The sequence below is a fragment of the Ruegeria sp. BH6 genome (assembly GCF_056538105.1).
The window spans coordinates 170,751-190,130 of sequence record NZ_JBQFSR010000001.1; the positions used below are offsets into that span (position 1 = coordinate 170,751).

The 19,380-nt window shown below is 58.2% G+C and carries 20 protein-coding genes and 1 pseudogene; 4 read left to right on the forward strand and 17 right to left on the reverse strand.

The genetic code is table 11. From position 1 onward, the window contains the following. Window positions 1-120 precede the first annotated feature (120 nt). The 14 genes and pseudogenes from ACR0B8_RS00835 to ACR0B8_RS00900 all read right to left on the reverse strand — a co-directional run. Window positions 121-1,758, reverse strand: coding sequence for an ABC transporter ATP-binding protein (locus ACR0B8_RS00835; RefSeq protein WP_170347926.1), 1,638 nt, complete (start codon window positions 1,756-1,758; stop codon window positions 121-123). After that, on the reverse strand, window positions 1,755-2,570 hold the full coding sequence (locus tag ACR0B8_RS00840) for an ABC transporter permease (protein ID WP_170347927.1): 816 nt from the start codon (window positions 2,568-2,570) through the stop codon (window positions 1,755-1,757). The genes ACR0B8_RS00835 and ACR0B8_RS00840 overlap by 4 nt, the downstream gene beginning before the upstream one ends. Beyond that, window positions 2,567-3,523 carry an ABC transporter permease gene (locus ACR0B8_RS00845; RefSeq protein ID WP_170347928.1) on the reverse strand — a complete coding sequence of 319 codons (957 nt, stop codon included), beginning with the start codon at window positions 3,521-3,523 and terminating at the stop codon, window positions 2,567-2,569. The genes ACR0B8_RS00840 and ACR0B8_RS00845 overlap by 4 nt, the downstream gene beginning before the upstream one ends. Window positions 3,524-3,538: 15 nt before the next feature. Further along, complete coding sequence (locus ACR0B8_RS00850) at window positions 3,539-5,125, reverse strand: ABC transporter substrate-binding protein (protein WP_170360434.1); 1,587 nt, start codon at window positions 5,123-5,125, stop codon at window positions 3,539-3,541. A gap of 259 nt (window positions 5,126-5,384) precedes the next feature. Further along, on the reverse strand, window positions 5,385-5,786 hold the full coding sequence (locus ACR0B8_RS00855; RefSeq protein ID WP_226688745.1) for a hypothetical protein: 402 nt from the start codon (window positions 5,784-5,786) through the stop codon (window positions 5,385-5,387). Between the two features lie 51 nt (window positions 5,787-5,837). Further along, on the reverse strand, window positions 5,838-6,941 hold the full coding sequence (locus tag ACR0B8_RS00860; RefSeq protein WP_226688744.1) for a glycerate kinase type-2 family protein: 1,104 nt from the start codon (window positions 6,939-6,941) through the stop codon (window positions 5,838-5,840). Beyond that, window positions 6,941-7,378: a D-aminoacyl-tRNA deacylase gene (gene dtd, locus ACR0B8_RS00865; RefSeq protein WP_226688743.1), complete on the reverse strand. Its 438-nt coding sequence runs from the start codon at window positions 7,376-7,378 to the stop codon at window positions 6,941-6,943. Before dtd ends, ACR0B8_RS00860 begins: the two co-directional genes overlap by 1 nt. Window positions 7,379-7,403: 25 nt before the next feature. After that, entirely contained in the window at window positions 7,404-8,072 is a 669-nt protein-coding gene (locus tag ACR0B8_RS00870) for a nitroreductase (RefSeq protein ID WP_170347933.1), read from the reverse strand. Between the two features lie 103 nt (window positions 8,073-8,175). Further along, on the reverse strand, window positions 8,176-9,264 hold the full coding sequence (locus ACR0B8_RS00875) for a TFIIB-type zinc finger domain-containing protein (protein ID WP_170360425.1): 1,089 nt from the start codon (window positions 9,262-9,264) through the stop codon (window positions 8,176-8,178). Window positions 9,265-9,299: 35 nt separating this feature from the next. Beyond that, on the reverse strand, window positions 9,300-10,448 hold the full coding sequence (locus ACR0B8_RS00880; protein ID WP_170360424.1) for an SPFH domain-containing protein: 1,149 nt from the start codon (window positions 10,446-10,448) through the stop codon (window positions 9,300-9,302). 22 nt (window positions 10,449-10,470) lie between these two features. Further along, a complete protein-coding gene (locus ACR0B8_RS00885; RefSeq protein ID WP_226688741.1) occupies window positions 10,471-11,427 on the reverse strand; it encodes a DUF2927 domain-containing protein in 957 nt (318 codons plus the stop codon). 13 nt (window positions 11,428-11,440) lie between these two features. Beyond that, window positions 11,441-12,631, reverse strand: a complete 1,191-nt coding sequence (locus ACR0B8_RS00890; protein ID WP_170347936.1) for a toxic anion resistance protein — start codon at window positions 12,629-12,631, stop codon at window positions 11,441-11,443. Between the two features lie 30 nt (window positions 12,632-12,661). After that, on the reverse strand, window positions 12,662-13,576 hold the full coding sequence (locus ACR0B8_RS00895) for a 5-bromo-4-chloroindolyl phosphate hydrolysis family protein (RefSeq protein WP_170516532.1): 915 nt from the start codon (window positions 13,574-13,576) through the stop codon (window positions 12,662-12,664). A gap of 177 nt (window positions 13,577-13,753) precedes the next feature. Then, window positions 13,754-14,560, reverse strand: a pseudogene (locus ACR0B8_RS00900) (pseudouridine synthase); the annotation flags it as partial. A gap of 61 nt (window positions 14,561-14,621) precedes the next feature. On the opposite strand from ACR0B8_RS00900, the gene ACR0B8_RS00905 reads away from it, so the two are divergent. Continuing rightward, window positions 14,622-15,083: a nucleoside deaminase gene (locus tag ACR0B8_RS00905; RefSeq protein WP_170347939.1), complete on the forward strand. Its 462-nt coding sequence runs from the start codon at window positions 14,622-14,624 to the stop codon at window positions 15,081-15,083. Here ACR0B8_RS00905 and ACR0B8_RS00910 read toward each other — a convergent pair. Beyond that, window positions 15,073-15,765 (reverse strand): metal-dependent hydrolase, encoded by a 693-nt coding sequence (locus tag ACR0B8_RS00910; protein ID WP_170395542.1) that lies wholly within the window; start codon window positions 15,763-15,765, stop codon window positions 15,073-15,075. The genes ACR0B8_RS00905 and ACR0B8_RS00910 overlap by 11 nt on opposite strands. 60 nt (window positions 15,766-15,825) lie before the next feature. On the opposite strand from ACR0B8_RS00910, the gene ACR0B8_RS00915 reads away from it, so the two are divergent. Then, entirely contained in the window at window positions 15,826-16,482 is a 657-nt protein-coding gene (locus ACR0B8_RS00915) for a ceramidase domain-containing protein (protein ID WP_480657928.1), read from the forward strand. On the opposite strand, the gene ACR0B8_RS00920 is transcribed toward ACR0B8_RS00915, so the two are convergent. Both ACR0B8_RS00920 and ACR0B8_RS00925 read right to left on the reverse strand, forming a co-directional pair. Next, complete coding sequence (locus ACR0B8_RS00920; protein ID WP_226688739.1) at window positions 16,473-17,036, reverse strand: DUF4202 domain-containing protein; 564 nt, start codon at window positions 17,034-17,036, stop codon at window positions 16,473-16,475. The two genes, ACR0B8_RS00915 and ACR0B8_RS00920, sit on opposite strands and share 10 nt — an antisense overlap. Before the next feature lie 149 nt (window positions 17,037-17,185). Beyond that, the gene (locus tag ACR0B8_RS00925) at window positions 17,186-17,344 is read right to left on the reverse strand and encodes a hypothetical protein (protein ID WP_170360410.1); all 159 of its coding nucleotides are present in this window, start codon (window positions 17,342-17,344) and stop codon (window positions 17,186-17,188) included. 228 nt (window positions 17,345-17,572) lie between these two features. Between ACR0B8_RS00925 and gatC the strand changes: the two genes are divergently transcribed. Both gatC and gatA read left to right on the forward strand, forming a co-directional pair. Continuing rightward, on the forward strand, window positions 17,573-17,860 hold the full coding sequence (gene gatC / locus ACR0B8_RS00930; RefSeq protein WP_058280141.1) for an Asp-tRNA(Asn)/Glu-tRNA(Gln) amidotransferase subunit GatC: 288 nt from the start codon (window positions 17,573-17,575) through the stop codon (window positions 17,858-17,860). 3 nt (window positions 17,861-17,863) lie between these two features. Next, the gene (gene gatA, locus ACR0B8_RS00935) at window positions 17,864-19,351 is read left to right on the forward strand and encodes an Asp-tRNA(Asn)/Glu-tRNA(Gln) amidotransferase subunit GatA (RefSeq protein WP_170360408.1); all 1,488 of its coding nucleotides are present in this window, start codon (window positions 17,864-17,866) and stop codon (window positions 19,349-19,351) included. Window positions 19,352-19,380 lie beyond the last annotated feature (29 nt).

A 19,380-nucleotide genomic window follows, 5' to 3' on the forward strand; every position in this document is an offset into this window, starting at 1 on the left:
GACCCTAGGGGATTCGTTGCATATGGGCTGCCTGTTCCCGCCCCCAATAGCAAAATCCCGACACCTGTCATCAGACAAAGCGCCGGGATTTTCAGTTTTTTCAACCTGTCGCGAACCGAGTCAGTTCCCGGCACTCTCCATCTTGCGATGGGCGACAACCTCTTCCAGCCAACCCAGATGCATCTCGGGCACCGAGCTGAGCAGCAGGTCGGTATAATCGTCGAACGGCGGACTCAGCACCTGGCTTTTGGGACCATAGCGGACCACGCGACCCTGATACATCACCGCGATGCTGTCGCTAATGGCTCGAACCGTCGCCAGATCATGGGTGATGAACAGATAGGCCACGTCCTCGATTTTTTGCAGGTCAAGCAACAGTTTGAGGATGCCGTCCGCCACAAGTGGATCAAGCGCCGAGGTGACCTCATCACAGATGATCATCTTGGGCTTGGCCGCCAGCGACCGCGCGATACAGACACGCTGTTTCTGACCACCGGACAGCTCGGCCGGATAGCGATCCATGAACTTTTCGCCCAGCTCGATCTCATCCAGCAGTTCGATGATCCGCTTGCGCTTTTCCGCGCCGCGCATGTTGAAGTAGAACTCCAAGGGACGCCCGATGATCGTGCCGACGGTCTGGCGTGGGTTCATCGCCACGTCAGCCATCTGATAGATCATCTGCAACTCGCGCAGGTCTTCGCGGGTGCGGCCTTTCAGATCGCCACTGAGCTTGCGACCGGCAAAGGTGATCTCACCATCGCGCGGCGGCAGCAGGCCGGTGATTACTCGCGCCAGCGTGGACTTGCCCGAACCGGATTCGCCCACAACAGCCAGCGTTTGCCCCGGATGAAGCTCGACATTTACGTTGTGCAGCACATCGAAATTCAACCCTTTGTAGCGCGCGGTGATGCCGTCGACGCTCAGCACGGGATCTGGTGTGGGTTTCTTTTCTTCGTGCTCGATCGAGCGGACCGAGACCAGAGCCTGCGTATACTCTTCCTGCGGGTTGTTGATGATCTGGTCGGTATTGCCATACTCGACCGTATTGCCCATCCGCAGCACCATGATGTCGTCACTTACCTGCGCCACGACCGCAAGGTCATGGGTGATGTAAAGCGCGGCAACGCCGGTGTCTGCAATGGCCTCTTTAATGGCCATCAGAACGTCGATCTGAGTCGTCACGTCCAGCGCGGTGGTGGGTTCGTCGAACACCACCAGATCAGGTTCGGGGCATAGCGCCAGCGCCGTCATGCAACGCTGTAGCTGACCGCCTGAAACCTGGTGCGGATAACGATCACCAATGTTATCCGGATCGGGCAGACCCAGCTTGGCGAACAGTTCCCGGGCGCGGCCTTCGGCCTCTTTACGGCTGAACTTTTTCTGTTCGACCGCGGCTTCAACCACCTGATCCATGATCTTTTTAGCGGGATTGAAGGAGGCTGCGGCGGATTGGGACACATATGTGACTTCACCCCCGCGCAGCTTGCGGATATCGCCATGCGATGTCTTGAGGATATCGCGCCCGTTGACCCAAACTTCACCACCGGTGATTTCCACGCCACCCCGGCCATAAGCCATCGAGGCCAGGCCGATGGTCGATTTACCGGCACCGGATTCGCCAATTAGCCCCAGCACCTTGCCAGGCGCGAGGTCAAAGCTGACCCCGTGCACGATTTCGATGTCATGGGGTTTTTCACCCGGCGGGTAGACGGTCGCGCCGATTTTGAGGTCGCGGACCTTGAGAAGGGCTTCTGTCATCCCCGGCCTCCTTTCAGCGATGTGGTACGGTTCAGGACCCAGTCAGCCACAAGATTGACCGAGATCGCCAGCGTTGCGATGGCGACAGCAGGGTAAAGCGCTGCGCCGATGCCATAGACGATGCCATCCTTGTTTTCCTTCACGATGCCGCCCCAGTCCGCCAGCGGCGGCTGAACGCCCAGACCCAGGAACGACAGGGTTGAGACAAACAGAACCATGAAGATGAACCGCAGGCCCAGTTCCGCAACCAGCGGCGACAGGGCGTTGGGCAGGATTTCACGAAAGATGACCCAGACCTGGCCCTCACCACGTAGGCGCGCGGCCTCGACATAGTCCATGACCGCAATATCCACGGCAACGGCGCGGGCCAGACGATAGACACGGGTGGCGTCCAACAGGCCCATGACAAGGATCAGAACCGGGATTGTCACCGGCACCATGGCCAGAACAACCAGCGCAAAGATCAGTGTCGGGATCGACATGATCAAATCCACCGCGCGCGACATGACCTGATCGGCCCAACCACCCAGCACTGCGGCCAGGAAACCAAGGATGGACCCGGTCACGAAGCTAAGGATCGTGGCCGCCGTGGCGATAAAGATCGTCGTGCGCCCGCCATAGATCATCCGGCTAAGAAGATCGCGGCCAATGTTGTCGGTACCCAGCCAGAATTGCGAGCTGGACGGCTCCCATACATCTCCCACGACCTCAGCCATGCCATAAGGGGCCAGCAGAGGGGCGAGGAGGGCGATGATGAAGTACAGGGCTGTAAAGGCCAGCCCGATCATTGCAGAGATAGGGATGTTCTTCATTTCGGATGCCTCAGCCTTGGGTTGGCCAGAATGGCAACAATGTCTGCAATCATGTTCAGTCCGATATAGATCGCGGCAAAGATGACGCCGCAGGCCAGAACCACCGGAACGTCACGCTTGGTCACGTGGTCCACAAGGTACTGCCCCATGCCGGGATAGACGAACACCACCTCAACCACGACGACGCCGACGACCAGATAGGCCAGGTTCAGCATCACCACGTTGACGATGGGCGCGACGGCGTTCGGGAAGGCGTGGCGATAGATAACTTGAAAATTGCTCAGACCCTTCAGCTCTGCGGTTTCGACGTATGCAGACTGCATCACGTTCAGGATCGCGGCGCGGGTCATGCGCATCATATGCGCCAGAACAACGAGCGTCAGAACGATAACGGGCAGAGCGATCGAATTCAGCTTTTGCCAAAAGGACATGCTGTCATTGATCATCGCCAGGGGCGAGAACATGCCCAGCTTAACGGCAACGAAATAGACTAGCACGTAACCGATCAGAAACTCGGGGATCGAGATGGTTGTGAGTGTAACCGCTGAAATCAGCTTGTCCGGCCAGCGGTTGCGATAACGCACGGCCAGCAGGCCCAGAAAGATGGCCAGCGGAACCGATACAACGGCGGCCCAGAAGGCCAGAAACAGCGTGTTGCCCAGACGACTGCCAATAGAGTCAGCAATATCCAGTTTATTGGTCAGGGATTGACCAAGATCACCCTGAACAATGCCGCCCAGCCATTCGAAATAACGGGTCAGGGCAGGCCGGTTGAGGCCCATTTCCTCGCGCAGGTTTGCCAGCGCCTCGGGGGTTGCAGCTTGGCCTAGGACCGCTTGCGCAGCGTCCCCAGGAAGGGCTTCGGTGAGGCCGAATATCAGAGCCGATGCACCGAAGAGAAGCAGGAATCCCAGCGCAAGGCGCTGGGAAACCAATTTAATGATAGGATGCATTATCCGTGGGCCCTATCAGGAGAACCACATCTTGCGCGACATGTTGCCATTCATCATCTCTTGGGTCGGATCGTTTTCCCAACCTTCCAGCTGATTAGTGACGCCTTCGACAAAGTCATTGAACATTGGGCAGATCAGGCCGCCTTGGTCACGGACCATCATGCCCATCTTGCTGTAGATGTCCTTGCGTTTGTCGTTGTCCAACTCAGCGCGCGCTGCAAACAACATCTCGTCGAATTCTGGAACCTTGAAACGGGTATCGTTCCAATCAGCACTAGACAGATAAGCGGTTGAGTACATCTGATCCTGCACCGGACGACCGCCCCAGTAGGAAGCACAGAAGGGCTGCACGTTCCAGACTTCGGACCAGTAGCCATCGTTGGGCTCGCGCTTGATTTCCAGTGGGATACCGGCCTGTGCTGCTGTTTGCTGGAACAGGGCCGCAGCATCCACGGCACCTGGGAAGGCGCCATCTGCAACGCGCAGGACGATCGGCGAACCGTCATGGCCCGACTTCTTGTAATGCTCAGCCGCTTTCTCAAGGCTGAACTCGCGCTGAGGAATTGACCCATCAAACAGCGGGTATGCTGCGTTAACAGGCATATCGTTGCCAACTGTGCCGTACCCGCGCAGAACCTTGTCGACCAAGTCCTGACGGTCAATGGCGTGTTTCAGTGCCAGACGTAGTTCGTTGTTGTCGAACGGCGCGGTGTCGCAGTGCATGATGAACACATAGTGCCCGCGTCCCGCCGTCGAATGCACGGTCAAATTCGGTGCACGACCCAGCAAGTCAGCAACCTTCGGCTCAACGCGGTTGATCGCGTGAACCTGCCCACCCTGTAGAGCAGCCGTTCTGGCGGTCGCATCGTTGATGACAATTACTTCGACGCTGTCGAAATTTCCGAAGTCGGGATTCCAGTGGTTTTCAAACTTCGTGTACAGGTGACGTACACCGGGCTCATCCACTTCTACCTTGTATGGTCCAGTGCCGATACCCGCACCTGGGTTCTCCATACCGCCGTCTGGCTGAATGATCAGGTGATAGTCGGCCATTAGATATGGAAGGTCGGCGTTTGGTTCTGTCAGGGTGACTTGGAAGTTATCGCCATCGGCCTTCATCGACTCGATGCCTTTCATGATGCCCAGAGCACCGGACTTCGAATCTTCGTTTGAGTGGCGCTCCATGGTCTTCAGCACGTCTTCACTGGTCATGGTCTTGCCGTTGTGGAATTCGACGCCCTGACGCAGTTTGAAGGTCCAGACCTTGGCATCCGCGCTGCCTTCTACGCTTTCTGCCAGACGAGGTTCGATCGAGCCGTCGGGTGCAACCTCTACCAGCTGGTCACCAAATTGCTTGCCGTTCTGGAATGGCACCGAGCTTGCATAGGTTGCTGGGTCAAGCGAGTTGGTGGATTCACCGCCCTGAAGGCCGAACTTCAGATCACCGCCTTTTTTCGGGCCTGCCGCACGCGCGGCATCTGCAAACATGGTGCTTGCCATCGCTGCGGTGACACCCAGAGCCGCTGCTTTCCCCATGAATTCGCGGCGGGTCAGCTTGCCCGCTGTGACCTGCTTGGTCATGTGAGTGAGTTGTTCGTTCATTCAAAGATCTCCCAGTTGATTGGATTATTAGCCCTTTGCGGGCTTTTTATTGACGCATGAGTCAAAGTAGGCGCATTTCGGTCAGCCGAGCAAGGGTAAATGTCTGTCTCAATCCGGCGAATGATTTATATTTGATCGCGTGAATTGGTATCCTCCACCTGCTTTGTTGATAGCAAGCATTCACCATCAAAGGCATTCATTTCTGCCAAGGGGTAGAATGTCGGTTCTTCTTCCTGCAATTCGCAAGACGTCCCTTTTCTCAAATCGATACCAATCCGACTGATTTCCTGCCTGCGGCGGCATTATTCATGGCTTTGATTGCCCCGAACATTTCCCAGACCGAGCAGCGCCACCAATTGTTGTCTAGCGCTTGGCGGGTGTAAACTTCTCTTATCAGGTCTTCGCTGCTGTAATTGCCGCGCATATCCAAACGAATGCGTCCACAGCCGTGTTCCGCGAACCGCAAAGGGGCCAGCGTATCCCATATCGAGACGCCGTCGCGTTTCTCAAAAAGCAGAATGCCAAAAATGGCGGGGGCAGAGGTTTTCAGAGCATCCGAGGGGCGGGACACGCGGGCCGACCGGCGACAATCATCGCGCATACTAGTGCCTACGTTGGAAAGGTCTTGCATGTTGTGTAGCGCGTTTGAGGGCGGCGTCATTCAGATATTGTCCGGGTGTTTTATAACCCGGGCAGTTCGAAAACCGTCAAATCATGTGCGGATCGCGACAAGCAAGTCCATCACGTTTGTTCCGGTCGGACCCGTCACCAGCAAGGCGCCCACGCGATCCAGATAGCTGCCGCTGTCTGCCTGTTGTAACGCCAACTCGGCGCCGTCGCCCCAAGTGGTGCCGTCGACGACAGCTCCGGCGGCTTGCGTCGGCCCGTCTGTGCCGTCGGTGCCGCCGACTACCACCGTGATTCCATCGTACGCTGCAATCTCGCGCGCGAGCGCCAGTGCCAGCGCCTGATTGCGCCCGCCGCGCCCCGGATTGTCGGGTAGTACGACGGTTGGTTCACCGCCGAAGATCAATGCCCCTTTGGGCATGGTGCGGATACGTTCGCCAAGCGCTTCGGCAATTTTCAGGAAATCATCGTGCAGGCATTCTTCGTTGGCGTGTACCGGGATGCCGTCGTCATTTGCCAATTCAGCAGCGGCTCCGCGGGCGTGGGCGTTTGAGGCCACGATCTGAGTCGTCGCCGCAAAATCAACCTTACCCGGCAGCGCTCCGATGCCCGACCCGACAACATTCAGATCATCGCCCGGTACATCCGAAATCGCCAGAACGGTCGCCCTGTCGCCCTGGAAATGGGACAGCAATCCGCCCCCCTTGATCCGCGACAGTTTGCGCCGTTCCGCATTCATCGTGGTGATGTCCAGCCCTTCGGACAACAGCTTTTTGTTCAGCTTTTCCAGATCATCCAGTGTCTTACCCGGCAGCAAATCCTCGGCCAGCGAGGATGCCCCGCCCGAAACCAGCAACAACAAATGCGAGCCCGGCTTCATTACCTCAACCGCCTCGCGCAATGCCTGACCTCCCTGAAGGCTGCGCGCGTCCGGAACGGGGTGCGAGGCTTCGATCACAGTCACATAATCCGGCAGATCACGCCCGTGGTCATCCTTGGTGACAACCAGCGTTGGGCGCGGGCCGAAATGTTCCAGCGCCGCGCGCGCCATGGACGCGGCGGGTTTGCCGACAGCCAGTATCTGATCGGGTTCGGGGATGTCCTGCAAAACCTTGCTGGTTGCTACGTGGCCGCCCACAGCGTCGACCCCGGCCTGCCAGACGCGAATTGCCTGTTCTTTCCTGTCCATCAGCTTTCCATCCAAATCGTGACGGGCCCGTCATTGACCAGTTCCACGGCCATATCAGCACCGAATTGTCCGGTCTCTACCGACACACCATGGGCCTGCAACCGCTGGGCAAAGACCTCATACAAATGTTTGCCGACATCCGGTGCGGCGGCTTCGGAAAAACCGGGCCTGTTGCCGCGAGACGTATCGGCCGCAAGTGTGAACTGGCTGATCACCAGCGCGGAACCTTCGATATCTTTCACCGATCGGTTCATTTTACCGGCATCATCTTGGAAGATACGCAGCTTGGAGACCTTGGCGGCAAGCTGATCTGCCTTGGCTTCGTCATCGTCCTGCATGGCACAGATCAAAATCATCAACCCCGGTCCGGTCTGACCGATCACCTGACCGTCGACCGAGACGTTGGCTCGTGAAACTCGTTGTAGAACAGCGCGCAAAATCGTTCTCCGCTTGGTGTGCTTGTCATCCGACCCAGTTTACGATCTCACTCAGATCGGCGCGGTCGGTGCGAAAGCCGTTGGCGGGATGATCTGTATCCGCATAGCCAAAGGAAATCGCGCATAAAATCAACCGGTCTTCCGGGATATCGAAATACCTGCGCAGGAACGGGCTGTAGGTGGCAAGTGCGGCCTGCGGGATTGTGGCGATGCCAAGCGCCTGAGCGGCCAGTGAAAATGCGGTGATGAACCCGCCGCAATCCAGCGCGCCATAAGTGCCAAGCTCAGCCGGGCTTGTGACGATGGCGCAATGGGGTGCCCCGAACAGAGAGAAATTCTGCATCATCTGCCGGGCCGAAGCAGTGCGGTCACCGCGCTCAACCCCGACAGCCTCGTACAAAGCCCAACCACAGGTTCGACGGCGATCTTGGTATACACCGGAATAAGAGGTTGGAAAGGGAATGTCGGGGCAGGGGGTGCCCGTTGCGGCCTCGGCCTGTATTGCCGTGCGAAACCGGTCTGTTTCTGCGCCGCTGGTGATAGTGACGTGCCAGGGTTGAGCGTTGCACCAGCTAGGCACACGCGCGGCGCTGTTCAGGATTTGTTTGATCTGATCCTTGGGCACCGGATCGGGGCGAAAGGCCCGGCAGGAATACCGGGAGGCCAGCAACCGGTTCAGATCGGATAGTGTCACTCTGGCCTCTCCCCTTAGGCGTCGACACCGTGGAGGATGGCGTCACGCAGCGGGAAGTTCAAGCGCTAACATCGACTGATTTCTTGGTTTGCCGACAGCTCTTTCACTGTTGGCCAGTTGCCATCAGATACCCGACGCCTGCCGCCACAAGCAGGCCCAGTACAACGGCAATGGTGATCTTGATGGCGGACCAGGGGCGCTCTCCCTGAACGCGGCCCGTGCGTCCGTTCACGACGAACCGATAGGTTTGCCCACGGTATTTGTAGGCCGCCATCCAGACCGGCAGCAGGATATGTTTGAAGGTCACGTTTCGCACATCGGTGTCAATCGCGTGTATCCGCTGACGGTCGCCACCGATATCAAAGCGCACGTCGCGTTCGATCACCCGCGCCATGTACCCGCGGGCCTCGGTGTAGCCCTCCTGCAGTTCCACAGTGTAGGCCTCGGCGCGGAATCCGGCCAGATATTCTGGCTGATAAGGTTCCAACGCCGGCAGGTCCCAGGGCTCCAATGCGTCGGTATAGCTTTTGGGCAAAGACTGTGATGCCAACACCAACACGTCGTCAAAGAATCGCGCGACCCGCCCGGATTTCGGAGACCACCGCACCTTGGGCACTTGCTGTTGTACGCGCTTTCCGTCGCGCATAACGGTGCGGGTCTCGTAATAAACAACGCCCCGCTCACCGCGATAGTTGGACGTGGTGTCCGCATCAAAGGTCCAATACGGCACATAGATGCCCTGCATTTTGCGACCTTTGCGGGCATATTCTTTCAACCCGTTGGGCGCGAACCAGAGCCGTCCCAGCCAATCCCCCATCGCCTTGTGCGCCGTGCGTTCATCCAGCGCAAAGGGCAGCACACCGCGCGGTTTGATATGCCGGTTGACGCCGGTATCCGTTACTACGGGCGTCGCGCAGAACGGGCATTCGGCGGCATGGGTGGCGGGGTCGAACTCGACCTGAGCCGCGCAATTGGGGCAGGACAGAACACGCGTTTCCTCGATCTCGCTGTCCGGAAGCTGTTCTGCGATGGCGGCGTTGAAATCCAGTTCTTTCAAACTGGCACCGCCCCAGGGGCCTGCGCCAATCGCTTCGGAATGCCCGCAATGGTCACAGGTCAGGCTGCCGTCGCCGGGGTTGAATCGGTAGTCTGAGCCGCATTGCTCGCAGGGAAATCTGTGTTCTTCGTTCATCGTGTAGCCTTATTCTTACGCCGGTGACTGGCGCATTAGGCTCCAGGCGGTGGCGGCGGCAGGATGGTGAACAGCTGCGCCAGTTCCTGCACGTCTCCGGCCTTTTTCCAACCGTCCTGACCGGCGGTCCAGACATGGGTGTCGCGGGTGATCTCTCCGTCCGTTGCCATGCGTCCCATCTTGGCTTTCGAGAACGGCCCACTGGTCTGCCCGTCCACCGCGATATGCCACACATGTTCGACCGGAGGTGGAGGTGGCGGTGCGGCATGTGCTGCCGGTTGCGGTGCAGCAGGGGCGGAACTGCCCCACGGGCCGCTGGGTTGACCCGCTGCCATGTTCGACATTTGTTGGGCCATCGCCATTCCCATACCCATGCCAAGCCCGGCGCCCATGCCGCCGCCTTGACCGGGGTTGTTGGCCGCGGCTGTCATCGCCTCGGCGGCGGAATACTGAGTGAATTTGCCAAGATCGCCCGCCAACCCCATTGAGGTCCGTTTGTCCAGGGCCGCCTCAACTGCAGGCGGAAGTGAGATGTTTTCGATGTAGAATTCCGGCATCTCCAGACCGTAGCCATCCAGCACTGGGGAAACCTCGGCTGCAATCAGCTTGCCCAGATCGGCAGTGTTTGCGGCCATGTCCAGAACCGGAATGCCTGATCCGGCGATCACTCGGCTGAATTCCTGCACGATGATGTTGCGGATCTGAAAGCTGATCTCATCCATCGTGAATTCACCGTCGGTGCCAACGATCTCGATCAGGAACTTCGCGGCATCCTTTACCCGTACTGTATAAGTACCAAAAGCCCGGATGCGCGTCGGGCCGAATTCGGGATCCCGCAGCATGATCGGGTTCTTGGTGCCCCATTTCAGGTCATTGAACCGGGTCGTATTGACGAAATAGATCTCGGACTTGAAGGGCGACTGAAAGCCATGATCCCAGTGCTGCAAGGTCGTCATGATCGGCATATTGTTGGTCTCAAGCATATAGAGACCCGGCGTGAACACATCCGCCAACTGCCCTTCATGCACGAACACGGCGGCTTGACCTTCGCGCACCGTCAGCTTAGCGCCGTACTTGATTTCATGGCCCTCACGCTCGAACCGCCAGACCATCGTATCTCGGGTGTCGTCGACCCAGTGAATGACATCAATAAATTCTCCGGTCAGAAAATCGAAAATACCCATTTGGGGTCTCCTTTCCTTGGGCTCAGAGCTGCTGGCCCATCAATTCGCGTGCAATGATCCGCACCACGGGGCGGGCGTCATCCGCCGTCACCCCGGGCTGAAGGCGCGGGTCGTAAAGCATGGTCAGTAGTTTTTCGTCATGGCTGGTCAGCAGCGCAAACTCATCATCGTCGTTGAAAATCGAAGGCCGCGCTGCGGGGCTGTCGTTTGGAAGGCCAAGTCCCTGCGCAATTTCTTCGTGGATGCAACTCAACCGCAGCAGATTGGGTAGTTCTGCACGTATGTAAGCTACGGCACGGATTACGGTATTGGTGTCCTCTTGGCCGGAAAACGTAAAGACAAAACAATAAAACGGCCGGTCCAGCGTCCTCAGCAAATTCAACCTGTCGTCAGGGATACCCGGAACAAGTGATTTTAATCTATCCTGAGCGTAAGCCACGTCGTCCTGACCTGCTATGAAAACAAGAAAGTTCCCGTCACCATTTACACTTCGAACGTTGTGCCCGGTCGCTTTTTGCAGCCGTTTGGCATAGTTTTGAATGGTTTGCCGATCAGCTTCGCGGCTTTCCATAGAAACGCTCGGACCAAACTCAGTCCTGATGCGGATTGGGCTCTTCCAGCGATTTAACTTAATCTCGCTCGGGCCGCTGACAAATGCGGCGGATTTGCCGGAGTGTTCGTTGATGAAAGCAATTTTGCCAAAATTACGGGCTAAATCATCAGCGTCATACGGTGTGTCAGGGCCTCCTCCGTCCGTTCGCAGCAAACCGCGGGTCAGCAGATCCCGCTCGACCCGCTGATAGAACCGGGCCAGGTCCTGACTGGCAGCGGATGGGGGGACATAGGCATTGGCGGCAGGCGCCAGTGCCTCTGGGCGCGGTTGCGGAACGACAGAGGATGTCAGCGTTTCATCGCAATTGGCCAGAGCCAATAGCAATAGAAAGCCCATGACCGGCTTCAGATATCCCGAAAACCGCATCCTTCGCACGCTGTCAGCCCGGAACCGCCGTGCCGGCATTGTCGCCAATACCATCCTTGCGGGCCTTGGCCGCGGCCAGCGTATCGCGCAGTTCGGCCTCCATCTTCTGAAGCTCTTGCTCGGCGGCGGCACGCTTGGCCTTGCCCTCGTCGGCAATGGCCAGACTTTCATTGATGGTGCCGATCAGGTCGGCATTGGCTTGTTTGACCGCTTCGATATCGAACACGCCGCGTTCCATTTCCTCGCGGATCATCTTGTTCGATTCACGCAGGTTCGCAGCATTCGAAGTCAGCAATTCGTTGGTCAGGTCATTTGCATCGCGCACGGCCGAGGCGGCCTCGGCGCTGCGTTGGATGGTCACGGCTTGGGCCAACTGGGTTTCCCACAGTGGTACAGTATTAACCAGCGTCGAGTTGATCTTGGTCACCAACGACTTGTCGTTCTCCTGAACCAACCGAATCGAGGGCAACGATTGCATTGTCACCTGCCGCGTCAGTTTCAAGTCATGCACGCGGCGTTCCAGATCGTCCCGCGCGGCGCGCATGTCGCGCAGCTCCTGCGCTTTCATCACTTGTTGATCCTCGGGTGCAGCTTGAACCTCAGCCTCTTTTTCAGGGATATCCTGGCTGTCCAGTTCAGTCAGCTTTTCCTCGCCCGCCGCGATATAAAGCGCCAGCTCATCGTAAAACCCAAGGGTCTTTTCATACAGCAAGTCCAGTGACTTGATATCTTTCAACAGCGTGTGTTCATGACCCAGCAAGTCGTCAGTGATCCTGTCGATCTGGCTCTGAACTTCTTCGTATTGTGCGGTAAACTTGGCGAAGGGCGCAGCTTTGCCGATCAGCTTTTCCCACCAGCTGCGTTCACGGCGCACATCCAGTTCACTGACCGAAAAGCCCCGGATCGAGGTGACGATATCGCGCAGGCTGTCACCAGCGGGACCCACATCCTTGTTGCGCACATCTGCCAGCATGGCCTGGCTGATTTCCTGCAATTCCGCCTGAGCGGACGAACCGAATGATACGATCGAATTCGTGTTGCTCATATCCAGCTCGTCCATGCGTTTGCGGATTTCAGCGCCGACAGGGTCGTCTGCGTCTTCCAGCGAGATGACTTCGGCCGTGGGTTCAGGCAACGCAACGGCGGTCACTTCCTGTACCAGCGTTTCTGCTTCGACCGCCTTGTTCTTGATCTCATCGGACATGGGGTAATCCTTTCTCAAAAAATGGGCCGGTTAGTCCAACCGGACGCCTTCGCGCTGCAGCCGTTCGCGCAACACGTCAATTTCGACCGTCAGATCACTACGGTCATCCAATAACATCTTGCGGGTGCGGGCCGCGAAATTCTGTTCCAGATCGTCCAGCAGAGACGAATAGTCAGCCAATGCCTGCGCATCCCGCGTGCGGGCATAGACATCGGCAAACTTCACGGTCGCATCACGGGCACCCTGCAGGTAGACAGTCAGGTATTTGCGGGCACCGGCCAGATCGCGCGGGTCTTCTTCGACCGTGCGAAACAGATCGCGGGCGGTGTCCTGAAACCGTTCGACACGCGCTTCGATCCGGCGGTCGCCCGCACGTTTGATGGCGTCGGTCATCTCTGTCAGATGGGTTTCGGCATCTTCAACCACACGGGCCACGCGGTCTTGCTGAAAGGTATCGATCCCTTCCATGCCCTTGTCTTTCATCGGGTCCAGACCGAAGGACACGGAATGCAGGACCGTTGCCACCGCTCCGAACAGGATCGGGGCCAGCAGGCCGGCCTGAGCAGCAGTTTCGGCATCCAGGTATTCCGTCCGGTACGCGGCCACAGCGACACCAATACCGGTCAACACGCTAGCGAAAATCTTGCGTGGAAAGGCAGGGCGTCTCGCGGTGCGACGTGTGTTAAATTCGGCCTCGGCGCGCAACCCTTCGCGCAACAGAAAGGCAGCGGCGGTCAGCAGGCCAGCGGCGACCAGCCCAATCGTCATCCCGACTGCACCATCGTTTAACGACAGAAACACCAGGGGAATGGCAGGCAGAAACAGGATATTGGCCCGTGCACCTGCCGGTTCGACGCGCGCGCCATGAAATTGCCCGCGCTGCGGTTGGTCGTCGTCAGAGCTGCCGCCTTCGGGGCTGAATTTTCCGCCATACCGCTTAGCCATGCGCTATAGCCCCCCCAGCACACCGGTGCAAACACCAAACATCAGCACAAGAAGGGCCGCATAGGCCAGTTTTTGCACTCCGGTCCCTGACATGGCGTTCCCCCGTGGAATAACTTACGGAAAATTTAGGCGATACGTGGGCTTGGCGCTAGGGGGAAGGTTGCTAAACCCGCGTCACTTGCGAGATTTCTTGCCGACCGGCGGTCGTTTTCGTTGCGGACGAGCAGGGCGTTTGGGTTTGGATTCGGGCTCAGCGTCCAGACCCAGTTGGTCGCGCATAACGCGGCGGCGGATCTCTTCAACCTCGCCGGGTTTCAGACTGCCCAGCTGGAACGGTCCGTAAGATACCCGTAGCAGGCGGTTCACGGCATAGCCGATATCCTCCATTGCGCGGCGAATCTCACGGTTCTTGCCTTCGCGCAGGCCGATGGTCAGCCATGCGTTTGCGCCTTGCTGGCGGTCCAGAGACACGTCCATCGGCAGAAAGCGTTCTCCGTCGATCACAAGCCCCCTGCGCAGCGGTGCAAAGTCTTCGTCCTTGGGGCGGCCATTCACACGAACGCGGTATTTGCGCAGCCAACCGGTCGAAGGCAGCTCAAGCTTGCGTTTGATGCCGCCGTCATTGGTCAGCAGCAGCAACCCTTCGGAATTCAGGTCCAGCCGCCCCACGCTCATGACGCGGGGCATGTCCTCGGGCAGGTTGTCGAAAATGGTGGCGCGGCCTTTTTCGTCGCGGGTCGTTGTCACCAGACCGGACGGCTTGTGATACAGCCACAGACGCGAGGGTTCAGGTTCCGACACAGGTTTGCCGTCGACGACGATCTTGTCTTTGGCGGTTACGTTTAGGGCTGGGCTATCAATAAGCTTGCCATTCACTGCCACGCGGCCAGCTTCGATCATGCGTTCCGCTTCACGGCGCGAGGCAACGCCCGCGCGGGCCAGCACTTTGGCGATCCGGTCGCCGGGAGGAGGGGTTTTTGTCATCCGCAGCCCATAGCGCATCCCGCCCGCTTGCGAAAGACAGGTTTCTGATGCAGTCAGAGGCATGACGTTCAAATCACATATGGATAAGGCGTTGGTCGAGGCGCGCGCTGCGGCAGATCGCGGAGAGGTTCCGGTTGGGGCCGTAATTGTCGCGCCTGACGGCCGGATCGTGGCTGCGGCGGGCAACCGGACACGCGAAATGAACGACCCCACTGCCCATGCCGAGATTTTGGCCCTGCGCACAGCCTGCGCCGAGGCCGGGTCCGAACGGCTGCCGGATCACGACCTTTACGTCACGCTGGAACCCTGCGCCATGTGCGCGGCAGCTTTGGCCGCGGCGCGTATCCGGCGCATTTATTATGGGGCTGCCGATCCGAAATCTGGCGGTGTGGCCCATGGAGCGCGGGTTTTCACCCACACACAGGCGCACCATGTCCCCGAGATTTACGATGGCATCGCAGCCCAAGAAGCCGCCGATCTTCTGAGAGCCTTCTTCGCTGCACGCCGTGATATTAAAGAGTGATAGGTTTCATCAACTCAGGTTCGATCACGTCCACCCCCGGCAACCCATCAATCAGCGCCTGAGCAGACTGTTCCAGAATTGGGAAAGTTTTGTAGTGACAGGGAATCACCGTCTTGAAGTTGAAATACCGTCTGGCCGCATAGGCCGTGCCCTTCATGTCCATGGTGAAATGTCCGCCTGCTGACAGGATGCCGATGTCGGGTTTGTAGTAATCGCCCATCCACTCCATATCCGCCATGATGTCGGTGTCCCCTGACACGTAAAGCATGTGATCTTCCGAGGCGATCATGAAGCCGACCTCGCTGCCTCCGGTCCGCAGGCCGTCCGGCGTTGAAAAGGTCGAGCTGTGCGAGGCAGGCACCATGGATACCTTGACCCCGTTCAAATCCACTGTGCCGCCTTTGTTGAAGCCGACGGTTTCCAGCCCTTCGGTTTCGCTCCAATACCCCATCAGGTCGTATTGGCCGACCACGGGAACCTTCAGATGCTTGGCCAGCGACACCACGTCTGCGACGTGATCGAAATGTGTGTGCGTCAGCAGAATGTGCGTCGCACCATCCAGCGCTTTGTCATGGTGGTCCTCGGACAACACCGGGTTACCGGTCAGCCACGGGTCGATCAACAGCACCTGCCCACCGGTTTCAATACGGAAACTACCGTGGCCCAGCCAGATGATATTCATTGAAAAAATCCTCCTGATCATACTGTTGGCATCAACCTAGCATCGGCTATGTAAAAGTGCATGGACTGGTTTCAGGAAATTGACGGCTATTGTGAGCGTCTGTCGCCCGCCTATTGGGCCGAGCCGATCAACGCTGTGACAAACGCGGCGTTTCTGATCTCGGCGTTTGTTATGTGGCGGCGCGTTCAGGGGCGGGGGATGCCGCTGGCAATGGCGCTTGTGGTCATTCTGGCCACCATCGGTGTTGGCAGTTTTCTGTTCCATACCCATGCGCAGACCTGGGCGGCCATGGCGGATGTCGTGCCGATCCTGCTGTACATTCTGGTCTATATCTTTGCCATCAACCGGGATGTCTGGCGGTTTAGACCGATGATCGCGGCAATCTTGACGGCCCTGTTCATACCTTACGCGACGCTGACCGTGCCCGTGTTCCAACTTGTACCGGGACTGGGCGGATCAGCGGCTTACGCTCCGGTTCCGCTGCTGATCCTGATTTATGCATTCCTGCTGCGCAATCGGGCGCCGGATACAGCGCAGGGACTGGCCATCGGGGCGGTGATCCTTATCGTCTCGATTGCATTTCGTGCGCTCGATGACCCCATTTGTGCGCAGGTGCCGCTGGGCATGCATTTCATGTGGCACATCCTGAACGCCACCATGCTGGGATGGATGATCGAGGTCTATCGTAGGCATCTGGCGCGCGTGTCTCAGACCTGAAACGCGGCGGCCAGATGTTCCGGGAGGTTAAATTCGGACAGCACCCGCGTCCGTCCGTCGCCTGACATCTTGCGCGCGGTTTTCTCCACAATGCGTTGAATTTTCTCGGCCGAGTGTTTTTCCGCGAAAGGCGCGAAATACCACTTGAGGAAAACGAAACAGATGACGTCTTCTAGCGCCTGAACCTCGTCATCGCGCTTGATGCCCTGTTTGCGCAGCATGCGACCGGCGGATTCGGCCTCGTCTTTGCTGTATCCAGCTTGCTCCATCAGCCCCATGACAATCTCGGCGTGATGTTCAGCCTGTGCCTTGCGCCAGGTCAGGTATCCGGTTCGGTCTTCGGGGTATTCGCTACGAGCCAGCTTCCAGCGTTCCACATGCTGACCGCGTGCCGCGATCTGCAATGGGTCCGACGCGTCTGGAAACAGCCGGTCCAACTCGGCGCTCATCCTCTGGCCGTATAGCAGGGCAGCGGGTTGGCCATCTTCGATTGTGGGGTCTTGCCTGTTGGCCGCATCTATTGCGTCCAGAACCGCTTGCTTTCGTGCGCTCATCTTCCGCTCCGTTGGGTTTTGCCGGATTTACGATGCAATCCGACCGGTTAGTTCGCACCATCGTAGCGGTTGGTTTCATCGGATGCAGCAGTCAATTGCACCCTGGCCGGGCCAGTCGGGGGGATTCTGGCCCGGCGGCAAAAGGCACCTTATTTGCCGACTTTGGCGCTATCCTGTGTCACCGTCTCGGGCGAGGGGGTCGGGAACGAGACGTCGGGGATCAGGGTTTGCGTCGTAGGGCCGAAGGCCATGGCGGGGGTGCTCAGAATGGTTGCGGTCAAAAGGGCTGCGGTAATGAAGGTTTTCATTTTCTTTCTCCGGTATCTGGCTGTGCCATGGATCATGAGGTGAACAGTTTGGTTCACTTTTTCAAGGCGAAAACTGAACTAATTGGTTTACTTTTGCGTATACTGGTTATTCAGTTTTGAATGGCTGGACGCGCCCACGACGGAAACAGGGTCACATCCGCTCTTCGGCGGACTTGCGACCCGGGCATCAGACGGGTAAATGCCCCCTAACGCATATGAGGTTTTCCGATGTCGATTGACCAAAGCACCGCCGCCAAGGTGGCCAAACTGGCCCGGATCAAGGTTGAGGATGACGCGCTGCCCGCGCTGGCATCCGAGTTCAACACAATCCTTGGGTTCATCGAGCAACTGAATGAGGTCGATGTCGAAGGCGTCGAGCCGATGGTCTCGGTCGAGCCGATGCGCCTGAAACGTCGCGAGGATGTGGTCACCGACGGCAATCAGCAGGCCAAGGTTCTGGCCAATGCCCCCGACGCACGCGAAGGCTTTTTTGCAGTCCCCAAAGTGGTGGAGTAAGACATGAGCGATCTGAACAAACTTGGCCTGGCCGAGGCCCGCGACGCGCTGCGTAAGGGTGATGTGACTTCGGTCGAGCTGACCGAATCCTGCCTTAAGGCTATTGACGACGCGGACGCGCTGAACGCTTTTGTCCATAAAACGCCCGAGATTGCCTTGGAACGCGCCAAAGCGGCTGATGAGCGGATCAAGGGTGGCGACGCGCCGTCAATGTGTGGTCTGCCGATTGGTATCAAGGACCTGTTCTGCACCAAGGGCGTTCCATCGCAGGCCGCGTCAAAGATTCTGGATGGCTTCAAGCCTGAATACGAATCCACCGTGTCGCAGCAACTGGCCGATGCGGGTGCCGTGATGCTGGGCAAGCTGAACATGGACGAATTCGCCATGGGCTCGTCCAACGAGACGTCCGTCTATGGCAACGCGGTAAGCCCCTGGCGCCGTGGTAATGATGACGCGCAGCTGACACCAGGTGGCTCGTCGGGTGGGTCCGCTTCGGCTGTTTCAGCCGACCTGTGCCTGGCCGCAACAGGCACCGATACAGGCGGCTCGATTCGTCAGCCTGCCGCCTTTGTTGGCATCACCGGTATCAAGCCGACTTATGGTCGTTGTTCGCGCTGGGGTATCGTGGCATTTGCATCCTCGCTGGATCAGGCCGGTCCGATGACCAAGAACGTACGTGATGCGGCGATCATGTTGGAAACCATGTGCGGTCACGACGCCAAGGATTCGACAAGCGCCGAATTGGCCGTTCCGAATTTCGAGGCGATGCTGACGGGTGACATCAAAGGCAAGAAAATCGGTATCCCAAAAGAGTACCGCATGGATGGCATGCCCGCCGAGATCGAAAAGCTGTGGTCTGAAGGGGCCGAAATGCTGAAAGCGGCAGGGGCCGAGATCGTCGATATCTCGCTGCCGCACACCAAATACGCACTGCCTGCGTACTACGTGATCGCACCGGCTGAGGCCTCGTCGAACCTCGCGCGCTATGACGGTGTCCGCTATGGCCGCCGCGCGCAGTTGGCACAGGGCGACGGCATCACCGAGATGTACGAAAAGACCCGCGCCGAAGGGTTTGGTCACGAAGTGCAGCGCCGCGTCATGGTCGGTACATATGTGCTGTCCGCAGGTTTCTACGACGCTTACTATAATCGCGCGCGTCGCGTCCGTACCCTGATCAAGAAAGACTTCGAAGATGTCTTCGCCGCAGGTGTCGACGCGATCCTGACCCCGGCAACGCCGTCGGCCGCTTTCGGCCTGGGTGAAATGACCGAGGCGGACCCGGTTCAGATGTATCTGAACGACGTCTTTACGGTGACAGTGAACCTGGCCGGTCTGCCGGGCATCTCTGTGCCTGCCGGTCTGGACAAACAGGGCCTGCCGCTGGGTCTGCAGCTGATTGGTCGCCCGTGGGAAGAGGGCGATCTGCTCAACACGGCCTATGCGCTGGAAAACGCCGCCGGGTTTGTGGCCAAGCCTGGCAAATGGTGGTAATCCTCAAGTCAGGCAAGACAACGCAATAC